Source organism: Variovorax sp. KBS0712 (assembly GCF_006323185.2).
Taxonomy (GTDB): domain Bacteria; phylum Pseudomonadota; class Gammaproteobacteria; order Burkholderiales; family Burkholderiaceae_C; genus Variovorax; species Variovorax boronicumulans.
This window is the reverse complement of record NZ_VCCD02000001.1, coordinates 2,035,332-2,048,565: the sequence shown is the minus strand read 5'-3', so window position 1 is coordinate 2,048,565 and position 13,234 is coordinate 2,035,332. Positions and strand designations below refer to the sequence as shown.

Sequence of the window (13,234 nt, the reverse complement as noted above, 5' to 3'; positions counted from 1 at the left end):
CGATGGACAACGCCAACCTGCTGGAGGGCATGCGCGTGATCGAGGCCGCCGCCTTCGTGGCGGCGCCGCTCGGCGGCATGACGCTGGCCCAGATGGGCGCGGAGGTGATCCGCATCGATGCGCTGGGTGGTGGCTTGGACTACCGGCGCTGGCCGGTCACCCAGGACGGCACCAGCTTGTTCTGGGCCGGGCTCAACAAGGGCAAGAAATCCGTCACCCTCGACCTCGGCTCGCCCGAGGGCCGGGAGTTCGCGATGGCACTCATCGCTGCACCCGGCGAGGATGCGGGCATGCTGCTCACCAACTTCCCGCCGCGCGGCTGGCTGGACCACGAGAGCCTTCGCGAGCGGCGCAGCGACCTGATCCAACTGACGGTGCAGGGCGACCGTCATGGTGGTTCAGCCGTGGACTACACGATCAACCCCCGCATGGGCCTGCCGTATCTCACTGGCAGCGGCGGGGCCGAAACGGCCGTCAACCATGTGCTGCCGGCCTGGGACCTCGTCACCGGCCAGATGGCTGCGGCAGGGTTGCTGGCGGCGGAGCGGCATCGGCGGCGCAGGGGCGTGGGCCAACATGTGAAGTTAGCGCTCGAAGACGTGGCGCTCGCTGCCGTGGGCAGCCTGGGTTTTCTGGCGGAGGCGCAACTGGGGCAGGAACGAGGTCGCCACGGCAACCATCTGTTTGGTGCGTTCGGCCACGACTTCCCAACCTCGGACGGCGTGCGTGTGATGGTGGTCGGCCTCACAGGAAAGCAATGGCGTTCGCTCTGCGATGCGCTGGCGATGGGGGACGAGATCGCCGCGATCGCGCAGCGCACCGGGCTCGATCTTGCGCGCGAGGGCAACCGTTTTCACGCGCGCGAAGAGATTGCGGCCGTGGTCGCACGCTGGATGGGCGCCAGGCCGTTCGCGGACGTGGCCGCACAGCTCGATCGCCACGGCGTCTGCTGGGGCAAGTATCAAACCGTGACCCAGCTCGTGAGCGGAGACGAATCCTGTTCTTTGGCCAACCCGATGTTCGGCGAGATCGCGCAGCACGGCGTGGGTTCCCTGATCGCGCCGGGGCTGCCGATCGATTTCTCTGCCGTGCCTCGGCGTGCAGTGCAGCCGGCGCCGCGGCTGGGAGCGGACACGGAGCAGGTGCTGTGCTCGGTGCTTGGCGTGGACAGCGCTGAGTTCGGTCGACTGCATGACAGAGGCGTGGTCGGCGGGTGATTTTCGACGTCCTCGCATGTGTGCCCCAACCCAATGAAGAACATCATGGAAAAGAAGTTTGCACTGCGTGTGCACGAGAGGTTCGCGCATGGCTGAAGCCTCGCTTGCATTCGACACGCTGCGTTCGCTGTTGAGCGAACGCTACAGCTGCCGCGCGTTCCTGCCGGTGCCACTCGCACGCGGGCAGATCGAGCGCGTGCTCGATGCGGCCCAGCGCACCGCCTCCTGGTGCAACGCGCAGCCCTGGCAGGTCTACATCGCCAGCGGCCCGCGCTTGGAGCGGCTGCGCACGGCGCTGCTGGCCGCCGCGTCCGACGCACCTGCGCCCGACCTGTCGTGGCCGCGTGCGTACAACGGCATCTACCGCGAGCGTCGGCGCGAGTGCGCCATGGGTCTTTATGCGGCGGTCGGCATCGCAGAGGGCGACCGCGCGGCATCGGCGCGGCAGGCGAACGAGAACTTCCGGTTGTTCGGGGCGCCGCACCTGGTCATCGTGACGGCAGACGAGGCACTTGGCACTTATGGTGCCATTGACTGCGGCGCGTACGTCGCCAACTTTCTGACAGCCGCGCAAGCGCTGGGCATCGCGGCGATTCCGCAGGCGGCGGTGGCTGCACATCCCGCCGTGCTTCGTGCGCACCTCGCTATTCCGCAAGAGCGCCGCATCGTGTGCGGCATTTCATTCGGAATGGCCGACGCATCGCATCCGGCGAACGGCTTTCGCACCGCGCGCGCGCCGGTCAGCGACTGCGTGGTGTGGGTCGGCGAGGGTGACGAGGAGGGCAGTTGATCCCGCAGCTCAGCGCTTGGGCGGGGCAGGCGGCACGAAGCGCTGCCCTTTGAACCCGTACACGAACAACTGCGATATGCGCGCGGCCAGTTCGCTCGGCGGTATCGCGCCGCTCTTCTCGTACCAGGTGAAGGTCCAGATGATCATGCCGAACAGCAGCATCGCGTAGGGGCCGCGTGGCGAGCGCGCGGGCATCAGCTCGGGGTTGATCTCGTGCAACACGCTCACGAGCAGGTCCACGATACGGTTCTCGAGCTTGCGCACTTCACGCCGTTGCGCGTCGGGCAGGAACTTGATGTCGTTCATCAGCACCAGGTGTTCGTTGCGCGAGTTGGCCCCCCGCGCAACGAAGGTCTCGACATACCGGTTGAAGCGCTCTTCGGCCGGTAGCGCCTGGGTCACAACGGTCTCGAGCTCGTCCAGTTGCGCCGTGATGTGCACGCGCACGATCTCGAAGAGCAGGTCTTCCTTGCGAGCGAAGTAGTGGTAGAGGTGCGACTTCGAGGCGCCGCAGGCTTGCGCGACCTCGATCATGGTGGATCCCTCGAAACCTTTGCGGGCGAACAGCGCCGCGGCCTGGTCCAGGATCGACTGTCGTTTGTCGTCGTAGTCGTCTGCGCGTACCCGTGTCATGGCTTGGTCCTGTGATGTGTGGATGCAGTGGCAGCGCTGGCCGCGAGCCCTCCGAGGAGACGCGGGCGCAGCTTGTCAATATTCCGCTGAGGTTCTATTATTAGACCGACGAGACGGTCTATATGCGATTTGTTTGGATGTAGATGGTCGAAATTCTTTGGGGACAGCATGCGTGAAAACGAAATTCTTCTGATCGTGGGTGCCGGTCATGCCGGTGCCGAGTTGGCGGTGGCTGCGCGGCAGCAAGGCTGGCTCGGTCGTATCGATTTGATCGGCGACGAGGCCATGCTGCCGTACCAGCGACCCCCGCTGTCCAAAGCATACCTGCATGGTGCCGCGAGCTTTGAGTCGCTTGCACTGCGGCCTGCGTCGGCCTATGAGGCGGCCAGGGTTCAAGTGCATTCGGACGCGCAGCTCGTCCAGATCGACCGGGCGGGTCATCGTGTCCATCTCCAGGACGGCCGGGTCATGCCCTACACGAAGCTGGCGTTGTGCATGGGCGGGCGCCCGCGCACGCTCGTGTTGCCTGGGCTGGACGCAGGTGCGAAGCCGCGCAACCTGCACTACCTTCGAACGCTCACGGATGCCGATGCGATTCGCGCCGGGCTGAAAGAAGGCGCACGCCTGGTCGTCTTGGGCGGTGGCTATGTCGGACTCGAGCTGGCGGCGTCGGCGCGAAAGTTCGGCGCCGAGGTGACGGTGATCGAGGCACTGCCGCGTGTGCTTGCACGGGTGACCGGTGCGCAGGTGGCGGCCTTCTACGAAGCCGTGCATCGCGAGGCGGGCGTGCAGCTGCGCACCGGGCTGTCCGTCGAACGCGCAGAACTGGCGGACGATGGCGCAATCACCGCGCTGGTGTGTGCTTCGGGCGAACGCATTGCCGCCGACATCGTGGTCGCCGGCATTGGCATGCTCCCCAACGTGGAACTGGCGCAGGCGGCTGGACTCGCCATCGACGGCGGGATCGTGGTCGACGCGTTCTCGCAAACCTCCGACCCCGACATTTTTGCGGCGGGCGATTGCACCGCGCATCACAGTGCGCTCTACAACCGGCACATTCGCCTCGAGTCCGTACCGAACGCATTGGAGCAGGCCAGGGCCGCCGCCTCGGCGTTGTGCGGCAAGCCCAAGCCCAACCACGCGGTGCCGTGGTTCTGGTCGGATCAGTACGACCTCAAGTTGCAGATGGTCGGCTTGTCGCAGGGCCACGACGCCTGTGTGCTGCGAGGCGATCCCGCATCGCGGCGCTTCATCGCCTTCTACCTCAAGGAGGGGGTCGTGATCGCGGCCGATGCGGTGAACCGGCCAGCCGATTTCATGCTCGCGAAGCGGCTGGTCGCCGCGGGTGTGAGGGTGGATGGCCCCGCGCTGGGCGACGAATCCGTGTCCCTCAAAGATCGTCTGCCGGCTTCGCCAGCAGCGCCTGCGACTGTCGCGCAGCTGGGATAAGCCGCGGCGGCCCCTGTTGAGACCACTTTCCACTGACTCACTGCAACAACGAAATCACGAGGATGCCTATGAACATACTGATCGTCTACGCCCACCCGGAACCGAAGTCCTTCAACCGCGGCCTGCTGAACCGCTCGATACAGGTTCTGCAGGAGGAGGGACACCAGGTCGTGGTGTCCGACCTCTATGCCATGGGCTTCAATCCGGTCGCCAGTGCCGAGGACTTCCGCGAGCGGCGCTTCCCCGATGCGCTGCAGTACGACCGTGAGCAGAAGCATGCCCACGAACACCAGGCCTTCGCGCCGGACATCCAGGCGGAGATCGACAAGCTGCTCGCGTGCGACATGCTGATCCTGCAGTTCCCGCTGTGGTGGTTCTCGGTGCCGGCCATCATGAAGGGCTGGTTCGACCGCGTGTTCGTCAATGGCGTGGTGTACGGCAAGGGCCGGCGCTTCGACGCCGGCGGCATGAAGGGGCGGCGCGCGCTCGTGTGCACCAGCACCGCGTGCCTGCCCGGCATGGTCGAGCCCGACGGCCTGCTGGCCCATCTGGACGTGAATCTGTGGCACCTGCTCCATGGCACGCTGGCCTACGCGGGCTTCGAGGTACTGGCGCCGCATGCCTCGTGGTCCATCCACTACACCACACCCGAGACGCGCGCCGGCTACATCGATGCGTTCTCCCTGCGACTGCGTGGCATCGGCCAGGAAGCGCCAATGCCGTTGCACCGGCTCGATGAATTCGGTGCGGACTGGCGTCTAAAGCCGGGCATCGCACCGCGCACGAACGGCCATCGCCGGCCGGAGCTGACCGCGGAATGAACGACGCGGCTGTGGACAGCGCCCTCACGCTGGCGCAGCGAATGGCGTTGGACCGGATTGCGCCGCAGACCTGGCGCAGCCGCTACAGCGACTCGAACCAGAACGGTCGCTCCTATGGAGGTCAGTTGTTGGGGCAGGCGTTCCATGCGGCGTTGCTCGATGCGCCGCCGGAGCGAGAGCCCACGGCGATGCAATTCCTGTTTCTGCAGGGCGCGATGCCGGACCAACCGGTCGACTACACGGTGTCGGAGCTGCAGAACGGCAAGCGTTTTCACTCGGTCGGCGTGCGCGGGGCGCAGGGTGAGCGCACGGTGCTCCAGGCCCAGGTGAGTTGCGCGTTGCCTCTTGATGGGCCGACGCACGCGCGGCCAAGCCTGGCGCCCGCCGACGAAGCGCCCGAGCGCCTGTCTCGCCTGGCGCAAGTGTCGCCGACGCTGCGCGACCAGTTGGCGCTGATGGGCGGGTATGGCCGCGATGTCAACGACTGCATCGAGTTCCGCATTCCGGACGCAGAACGCCAACTGGACGGGGCCACGGCAGACCATCGATTCCGTTACTGGATGCGGGTGCCGCACAGCCTGCCCGATGCGCCGCGGGTGCAGGCCGCGTGCTTTGCCTATCTGTCCGATTGGTGGCTCAACTTCTGCAGCATGGCGCCGCATCTGAAGCGGGCGGGTGAGCGGCCGATCTACATCACCAGCCTCAACCATGGCGTGTGGCTGCACCGGGTGCCGCGCTGCGATGGCTGGCTGCACGTGGCGTCCGAGAGCCTGCATGCGGCACATGGGCGTGGACTCTCCATTGCCCATTACCACGACCTCGAGGGGCGTCATGTGGCAACGGCCACTCAGGACTGCCTGCTGGCCTACGCGGACTGATTGAGCGGCACGCAGGCATGTGCGGGAGACCGTGCAGGGCGCCAGATATTCCGATTCGCGAGAACACGGTCCCTTCGAGGGTAATCCCCAGCGTCGGGGCTCTTGAAGGCTCTCATAATTCGCGCATTATCAGACCGACGAGACGGTCTATAAAAGAGCATATTCCTTTTCACAAGGCCGGCGGTGCCGGCCTCAAATTTCTCGATGTATGGTCATCACTCAACCTTCAGGCGACCCCCCGAAGCCCGCGCTTGCCATCCACAACATCCAGGTGGTCTACGGCGGAGCCATCGAAGCCGTGCGTGACGTGTCGCTGGAAGTCCGGCCAGGTCAGATCGTGGCCTTGCTGGGCTCCAACGGCGCGGGCAAGTCCACGGTCCTCAAGGCCGTGTCGGGCGTGCTGGATGCCGAAGACGGCGAGATCGAGAAGGGCTCGATCCTGCTGAACGGCCAGGCCATCGAAAAGGCGCTGGCGCCCGCCATCGTGCGCCAGGGCATGGTGCAAGTGCCCGAAGGGCGCCGCTTGTTCGCCACGCTGACGGTGGAAGAGAACTTGATCGCAGGAGCGCATCTGCAGTCTGCAGCCAGCCTCGCGCGTGGGCGTGAGGAAGTGTTTGCGCTGTTCCCGCGGCTGGCCGATATGCGTGGCACTGTCGCGGGCTACCTCTCCGGTGGTGAGCAGCAGATGGTGGCCATCGGGCGTGCGCTCATGAGCCGGCCGCGCGTGCTGGCGCTCGACGAGCCTTCGCTAGGCCTGGCGCCGCTGATCGTCAGAGAGATCTTTCAGAGTATCCAGAAGCTGCGTGACACCACCGGCCTGACGATCCTGCTGGTCGAGCAGAACGCCAACCGGGCCTTGGCCATTGCCGACTACGCCTACATCATGGAGAACGGTCGCGTCGTGCTGGACGGCACCAGCGAGCAACTGCGCCGTAACGCCGACGTGCGCGAGTTCTACCTTGGCCTGAGCTCGCAGCCCGGGCGCACCAGCATGAAAGACGTCAAGCACTACAAGCGCCGCAAGAGGTGGCTGTCATGAGCACGCTCGCGCAAACCCCGGTCCTGGAGGCGATCGGCATCTCCAAGCGTTTCGGCGGCGTCAAGGCCGTGAATGGAGTCAGCCTGAAGGTGATGCCGGGCGAGATCGTGAGCCTGATCGGCCCCAATGGCGCCGGCAAGACCACCACATTCAACCTCGTCAGCGGCGTGTTGCCGCCCAGCGAGGGGCAGATCCTGTTCAAGGGCCAGGACACGGCGAGGCTCAAGTCTTCCGAGTTTGCCCGCCTGGGCATCGGCCGCACCTTTCAGAACCTGGCGCTCTTCCGTCAAGGCAGCGTGATCGAGAACCTGCTGGTCGGGCGCCACATCCACTTCAACTATTCCGTGTTGGAGTCACTCGCGTTCTGGGGCCGCCCCCGGCGCGAGGAGATCGCCGCGCGCGAAAAGGTCGAACAGATCATCGAGTTCCTGGAGATCGAAGAGTTGCGCGACAAGCCGGTGAGCCAGTTGGCCTATGGCCAGCAAAAACGTGTCGAGCTGGGCCGGGCGCTGGCCTGCGAGCCCAGCCTGTTGCTGCTCGACGAAATCGTGGCGGGCATGAACCGTGAAGAGAAAGAGGACATCGCCCGCTTCACCCTGGACATCCGCGACGAATTCGGCGTCGCGGTGCTGATGATCGAACATGACATGCAAGTGGTGATGGACCTTTCGGACCGTGTGTACGTACTGGATTTCGGTTGCCTGATCGCGCAGGGAACGCCGGCCGACGTGGCAGCGAACCCGGCCGTGCTGGCGGCCTACCTCGGAGAGGAGGGCAGCCATGTTTGAGCACGAGCAATTGATTCGCGGTGAAGGCACGCTGCCGGCTTTGCTGCGCGCGCATGCCCTGGAGTGCGGCGCGCAGGTGGCGCTGCGCGAGAAGGTCAACGGCATCTGGCGCACGCGCACCTGGGCCGACTACTATCGCGACGCGCGCCGCACGGCACTGGGCCTGATGAAGCTCGGCCTGCGGCGCGGCGACCGCATCATCATCGCGGCCGAAGGGCTCCCAGAGTGGTTCTATGCCGACCTCGGTGCCCAGATGATCGGTGTGCAGGTGGTGGGCATCTATCCCACCAACCCCTGGGCCGAGGTGCTGTACATCGCAGGCCACTGCCAGGCGAAGGTGGCGATCACCGGCGACCAGGAGCAGACCGACAAGGTGCTCGACGCGATGGCCAGCGAAGCCGGCTTGCCGCATCTGCAGCATCTCTTTTGCGTCGACATGAAAGGACTGCGTCGCTACGAGCCGGGCCGGCCGCACAGCTTCGCGCATCTGCTGGCGCTGGGCGACCAGCTCGCGGCCGAGGACGCCACGGCGGAAAAGCGGCTGGACGCCAGCATCGAGAGCCTGGTGCCGGATGACGTCAACATCCTGGTCTACACCTCCGGGACCACCGGGCCGCCGAAGGGCGCGATGCTCACGCACCGCAACTTCATCTATGGCACCTACGCTTACCGCGCGGCGCGGCAGATGCACGACCAGCCGTTCGAATCGGTGTGCTACCTGCCTTTGTGCCACGTTGCGGAGCGTGCCTACTCCACGGTGCAGCACCTGATCTCGGGCGGTTGCGTGAACTTTGCCGAGTCCGTCGACACGGTGGCCACCAACATCCGCGAGATCGCTCCAACCTTCTTTCTCGGCGTGCCGCGCATCTGGGAGAAGTTGCAGCAGGGCTTCGAGTTCAAGATGAAGGACAGCACCCGTCTGTCCCGCTGGGTCTACCGCGTCGGCATGAAGCGAGGGCGGGTGCTGTCCGATCGTCGTGCGGCCAAGGGCCGGCTCACGGCGCTGGGTGATCGGCTGGAATTCGGCTTCTGGTACGCCGCGCTGTTTCGCAATATGCAGCGCCACATGGGATTGAACCGCACCCACACCCGCATGTGCGGCGGCGCGTCGGTGTCGCCCGAGACCCTGCGCTTCTTCGACATCATCGGCGTGCCGGTGGGGCAGGGCTACGGACTCACAGAGTCGTGCGGACTGGGGTTCGTGCAAGTGCCGGGACGCCCTTTCCTGAATGCCAGTTGCGGACCCGCGATGCCAGGAACTGAATGGAAGCTTGGCGCGGACGGTGAAGTCTTCCTGCGCTCGCCCGGTGTCTTCAAGGGCTACCTGTTCGACGACAAGGGAACGAGCGAGATCCTGCAGGCCGACGGCTGGCTCGCCTCCGGCGACATCGTGGAACTGCGCGGCGAGGATGAGGTCGCGGTGGTGGACCGCAAGAAGGCCATCATCATCACCAGCGGCGGCAAGAACATCGCGCCCTCGGAGATCGAGAACGCGTTGAAGGATAGCCCGTACATCCGCGAGGCCATCGTGGTGGGGGAGGGCCGCAAGTTCCTGGGCGGCCTGATCCAGATCGACTTCGACAGCGTGGGCCGATGGGCCGCCGAGCGCGACCTGCAATACACCACGTTCAAGTCGGTGACGCTCCTGCCCGATGTCGTGGCGCTCATCCAGAGCGTGGTCGACGAGGTGAACTCGCGTTTTGCACGAGTGGAAAACATCCGCAGGTTCGTGCTCCTCGAAAAAGAGCTGGACCACGACGACGGCGAAGTCACCGCCACACAGAAGGTCCGCCGCGGCCTCATCAACAAGAAGTTCGCGCGCGAGCTCGAACAGATCTACGGGCAAGCGTCATGAGCTATTTCATCGAACTGGTCGTTTCGGGCCTGGCAATCGGTGCCATCTACGGACTGGTCGCGATGGGCTTCGCGGTGATCTACAAGGCCACCGGCATCGTCAACTTCGCACAGGGCGAGATGGGCATGCTCACCGCCTACACGTCCTGGTCGATCGCCGTCACCCTGGGCACCGGCGCCGTGCTGACGGTGCTCGTGGCGGTGGTGGTGGGCGCGCTCCTGGGCCTGATCTGCGAGCGGCTCATCATGCGACCCATGCTCGGCGAATCGGTGCTGTCCGTCGTGCTGGTGACAGTGGGCCTGTCCGTGATGCTGCGTTCCCTGGTGACCCTGATCTGGGGCGCCTCGCCGCAGAAGTTTGCGGTGGCGGGCGCGGACACCATCGTGCACGTGGGTGGGATCGGCATGCGTGTGAGCCAGATCGCCGTGATCGCCGTGCTGCTGCTGGCGCTGGCGGGCTTCTGGTTTTTCCTGAGCCGCAGCCGATTCGGTGTGGCCATGCGCGCGGTGGCGGCCGATGAGAAAACGGCGCGTCTGATGGGCGTGTCCACGGCGCGCGTGCAGGCGGTGGCCTGGGCGGCAGCGTCCGGCCTCGCCGGTCTCGCGGGCGCTTTCTTCGCGGTCATCTATGGCCTGGCGCCCACCATCTTCGAACTCGGCCTGAAAGCCTTTCCTGCCACGGTGCTGGGTGGCTTCGACGCAATCCTGGGCTCAGGGGTCAGCGGCCTGGTGATCGGCGTGCTGGAGAACCTCGTGGGCGGCTACCTGCCGAGCACGCTCAAGGAGATCGCCGGCTTCGTCCTGATTCTGGTGGTCCTGATGGTGCGGCCCTTCGGTCTGTTCGGTGAAAAAAGAATTGAGAGGGTCTGATGCGCAGCGGCTTCTTCAAACAAAAGTACAGCGATCTGGTGGTCCTGACGGATTCGCCCGCGGTGAAAGCCTGGGTGGCGGTCTTGTTGGTCGCACTGATCGGGGCGCCGTTCGTCATGAGCAACTACGTGTTGTCGCACATGACGGTGATCCTGTTCACGATCGTGGGCGCACTGGGCCTGATGGTGCTCACCGGGTTCACCGGGCTGATCTCGCTGGGCCACGTCGGCTTTCTCATGCTGGGCGGCTACGCCTATGCGATCGGTGTCACGCGACTGGGCCTGCCGCCCGAGCTTGCGCTCGCGATGTCGGCCGTCGTGCCGGCAGCCTTTGGGTTGATCGTGGGCATTCCTTCGCTGCGATTGCATGGGCTCTATCTTGCAATCACAACCTTGGCGTTTGCGCACATCGTGAGCGCCGGCATCCTCGCGGGCGGCAAGTTCACCGGGGCGGGCAGTGGGATCGCCGTCGAGCGCCCGGTCATGCTCGGAATGGACCTGTCCAGCGACAGGGCCTTCTACTGGTTCTGCGTGGCGATGTGCGTGCTGGCGGTGATTGTGGTGTTGAACCTACGGCGCTCCTATGTCGGCCGGGCGCTGGTGGCGATCCGCGACAACGACATCGCGGCGCGCACCATGGGCATCAGCCTGGTGCGCTACAAGCTGCTGGCATTTCTCGTGAGCGCGGCGCTCACCGGTGTGGCCGGAGCGCTGATGGGCATGTACATGAGCATCGTCTCGGTGGAGGGCTATCCCTTCCTGCTGAGCATCGAAGCGCTGGCGGTGATCATCGTCGGCGGCATCGGCTCCGTGCTCGGTGCCGTGCTTGGCGCCGTGTTCATCGTCAGCATGCCCGAGGTGTTCTCGGCGCTGATGGCCGGCCTCGGCGGTCGCCTGGCCGAGCTGATGACGACCAGTGCGCATGAGGTCAAGACCATTCTCTATGGCCTGGCCATCGTCGCCTTCCTGCGCTTTGATCCGCGTGGCCTGCGCGGCATGTGGCACGACCTGCGCCATGCTTGGGTGTTCTGGCCGCTTCGCTACTGAATTTCGCGAGTTTTCCCAACGGCTGATTGCCACAACTATCAGGAGACATTCATGAAGCACAAACTCTTGCGGCTTGCCGCCGCCAGCCTGTTGGCCGCCGGCGTCGCTGCGCCTGCATCGGCGCAGCAGCAGGGCGTGACAGATAGCGAGATCGTCATTGGCGACATCCTGCCACTGACCGGTCCGCCCGCCATGTTGGGTGTGGCGCACAACCTGGGCGTGAAGGTCGCGGTCGCCGAGGCCAATGCCAATGGAGGCATCAGTGGTCGAAAGCTGCGCCTGGTTTCCGAGGACGACGGCTATGTGCCTTCGCGCACGATCCAGGGTGTTCGAAAGCTCCTGAACAGCGACAAGGTTTTCGCGTTCACCTCGATCTCGGGCACGGCCCAGGCCCAGGCCGCGATGTCGCTCTTCAAGCAGGCCGGGGTTCCCGCCATGGCGCCCATCACGACCTACGAAGGGCTGTACAAGCCGACCATCAAGAACGTGTTCGCCGTGGGCTACGACATGCGCGAAGCGGTCTACGGCCTGGTGGCCCAGATGGCGGAGCGCTACCCCGGGAAGAAATGGGCGTTGATCTCGCAGGACGACGATTACGGCGAGAACGTGCGGGACGGGTTCGAGCGAGCGGCCAAGGAAAAGAAGCTGGAGCTGGTCTCCAGCCAGATCTTCAAGAAGGGCCAGTCGGACTTTTCGTCGGAAATCCTCAAGGTCAAGCAGGCCGGCGCCGAAGCGCTGATGGCAGGCGGCGTGCTTGGCGAGAACGTCACCATGGTCAAGGAGCTCGAGCGCATCGGGCACAAGATCCCGGTCGGCGTGACCTACGTTTCGCGCGTGCCCGCCAGCGCCAAGATGATGGGTTCGGCCGGTGAAAACGTGTACACGGTGGACTACGTCTACCTGGAGAGCGCTCCGGAGGCGAAGGGCTTCATGGAGAAGCTGGACAGACATCTTTCCGCGGAGGAGCGCACGCGCGTGAACCGCTACTCGTTCACCGGCTATGCTGCGGCGCGCGCGCTGTTCACGGCGATGGAGCGATGCGGCAAGGGGCTGACCTGGGACTGCACCAACGCTGAACTGGCCAAGGTCAGCAAGCTGGAAACGGGTGCCATGACACCGATCAGCTTCTCGGCGACGAACCATCTGGCGGCGCCCAAGCTGTTTCTGCTCAAGGCCGATCCGGTCACCTCGACCTACAAACTGGTGCCGTGAGAACGCAGGAGGGGCGCAGGGGGCGCCCCTCTCATCTCAACCCTTCTCTGCCAGGAAGCCGTTGAGAAATAGGCGCGCCATTCGGTCGCACAGTTCCTGGGGCTTCACCGGGCCTGTGGACGAATACCAGAAGTCGGTCCAGTTGAGCATGCCCACCAGCATCATGGTGTAGGGCTTGTACAGGTTGTCGGCCAGATGGGGGTTCAGCTCCCGCAACAGGCCCGCGATGAGTTCGGCCAGCTGGCGCTGCAGTGCAATGAGCGGCGCCTGCTTGGCCTTAGGAAGAAACTTCACATCGCTCATCGCGACCATGTGACGGCGGCGCGACTGGACCGACTTCTGCATGTAGGCCTGGACCAGCCGTTGCATGCGCTCGCCCGGCTTTCCCTTGCCGGCCAGCGCTTCCTCCAGGGCCGCGATCAGCCGCTCCAGATGTTCTTGCAGCATCGCAAACAGGAGATCGTCCTTCCCCGGGAAATAGTGATAGAGCATCGACTTGGTCGCCCCGCACGCCTTGGCCACATCCTGCATCTTGGCCGCGGGGTAGCCCTCCTTGGCAAAAAGGGCGGCAGCGCAATCCATGATGGACTGGCTCTTGGATTCATAGTCGTCTGAACGTACGCGGGGCATGCGGTCC

13 protein-coding genes are annotated in these 13,234 nt (G+C 65.0%); 11 read left to right on the top strand and 2 right to left on the bottom strand.

What is annotated here, in order from left to right:
• Nucleotides 1-2 precede the first annotated feature (2 nt).
• On the top strand, nucleotides 3-1,217 hold the full coding sequence (locus FFI97_RS09380; RefSeq protein WP_139701769.1) for a CoA transferase: 1,215 nt from the start codon (nucleotides 3-5) through the stop codon (nucleotides 1,215-1,217).
• Nucleotides 1,218-1,305: 88 nt separating this feature from the next.
• Nucleotides 1,306-2,007 carry a nitroreductase gene (locus FFI97_RS09375; RefSeq protein WP_139701768.1) on the top strand — a complete coding sequence of 234 codons (702 nt, stop codon included), beginning with the start codon at nucleotides 1,306-1,308 and terminating at the stop codon, nucleotides 2,005-2,007.
• A gap of 9 nt (nucleotides 2,008-2,016) precedes the next feature.
• Here FFI97_RS09375 and FFI97_RS09370 read toward each other — a convergent pair whose 3' ends face one another.
• Nucleotides 2,017-2,640, bottom strand: coding sequence for a TetR/AcrR family transcriptional regulator (locus tag FFI97_RS09370; protein WP_139701767.1), 624 nt, complete (start codon nucleotides 2,638-2,640; stop codon nucleotides 2,017-2,019).
• 168 nt (nucleotides 2,641-2,808) lie between these two features.
• Here FFI97_RS09370 and FFI97_RS09365 point away from each other — a divergent pair, with 168 nt between their 5' ends.
• The 9 genes from FFI97_RS09365 (at nucleotide 2,809) to FFI97_RS09325 (ending at nucleotide 12,597) form a co-directional block, all read left to right on the top strand.
• The gene (locus FFI97_RS09365; RefSeq protein ID WP_139701766.1) at nucleotides 2,809-4,089 is read left to right on the top strand and encodes an NAD(P)/FAD-dependent oxidoreductase; all 1,281 of its coding nucleotides are present in this window, start codon (nucleotides 2,809-2,811) and stop codon (nucleotides 4,087-4,089) included.
• A 68-nt stretch (nucleotides 4,090-4,157) separates the two neighbouring features.
• Nucleotides 4,158-4,910 carry an NAD(P)H-dependent oxidoreductase gene (locus FFI97_RS09360; RefSeq protein WP_185993583.1) on the top strand — a complete coding sequence of 251 codons (753 nt, stop codon included), beginning with the start codon at nucleotides 4,158-4,160 and terminating at the stop codon, nucleotides 4,908-4,910.
• Nucleotides 4,907-5,788, top strand: a complete 882-nt coding sequence (locus FFI97_RS09355) for an acyl-CoA thioesterase (protein ID WP_139701764.1) — start codon at nucleotides 4,907-4,909, stop codon at nucleotides 5,786-5,788. The genes FFI97_RS09360 and FFI97_RS09355 overlap by 4 nt, the downstream gene beginning before the upstream one ends.
• 208 nt (nucleotides 5,789-5,996) lie before the next feature.
• Nucleotides 5,997-6,827 (top strand): ABC transporter ATP-binding protein, encoded by an 831-nt coding sequence (locus FFI97_RS09350; protein ID WP_139701763.1) that lies wholly within the window; start codon nucleotides 5,997-5,999, stop codon nucleotides 6,825-6,827.
• The gene (locus tag FFI97_RS09345) at nucleotides 6,824-7,615 is read left to right on the top strand and encodes an ABC transporter ATP-binding protein (protein WP_139701762.1); all 792 of its coding nucleotides are present in this window, start codon (nucleotides 6,824-6,826) and stop codon (nucleotides 7,613-7,615) included. Before FFI97_RS09350 ends, FFI97_RS09345 begins: the two co-directional genes overlap by 4 nt.
• Nucleotides 7,608-9,470, top strand: a complete 1,863-nt coding sequence (locus FFI97_RS09340; RefSeq protein WP_139701761.1) for an AMP-dependent synthetase/ligase — start codon at nucleotides 7,608-7,610, stop codon at nucleotides 9,468-9,470. Before FFI97_RS09345 ends, FFI97_RS09340 begins: the two co-directional genes overlap by 8 nt.
• On the top strand, nucleotides 9,467-10,339 hold the full coding sequence (locus FFI97_RS09335; RefSeq protein ID WP_139701760.1) for a branched-chain amino acid ABC transporter permease: 873 nt from the start codon (nucleotides 9,467-9,469) through the stop codon (nucleotides 10,337-10,339). The genes FFI97_RS09340 and FFI97_RS09335 overlap by 4 nt, the downstream gene beginning before the upstream one ends.
• The gene (locus FFI97_RS09330) at nucleotides 10,339-11,385 is read left to right on the top strand and encodes a branched-chain amino acid ABC transporter permease (RefSeq protein ID WP_139701759.1); all 1,047 of its coding nucleotides are present in this window, start codon (nucleotides 10,339-10,341) and stop codon (nucleotides 11,383-11,385) included. The genes FFI97_RS09335 and FFI97_RS09330 overlap by 1 nt, the downstream gene beginning before the upstream one ends.
• Nucleotides 11,386-11,436: 51 nt before the next feature.
• Complete coding sequence (locus FFI97_RS09325; RefSeq protein WP_139701758.1) at nucleotides 11,437-12,597, top strand: ABC transporter substrate-binding protein; 1,161 nt, start codon at nucleotides 11,437-11,439, stop codon at nucleotides 12,595-12,597.
• A 36-nt stretch (nucleotides 12,598-12,633) separates the two neighbouring features.
• Here FFI97_RS09325 and FFI97_RS09320 read toward each other — a convergent pair whose 3' ends face one another.
• Nucleotides 12,634-13,227 carry a TetR/AcrR family transcriptional regulator gene (locus FFI97_RS09320; RefSeq protein ID WP_139701757.1) on the bottom strand — a complete coding sequence of 198 codons (594 nt, stop codon included), beginning with the start codon at nucleotides 13,225-13,227 and terminating at the stop codon, nucleotides 12,634-12,636.
• Between the last annotated feature and the right edge of the window lie 7 nt (nucleotides 13,228-13,234).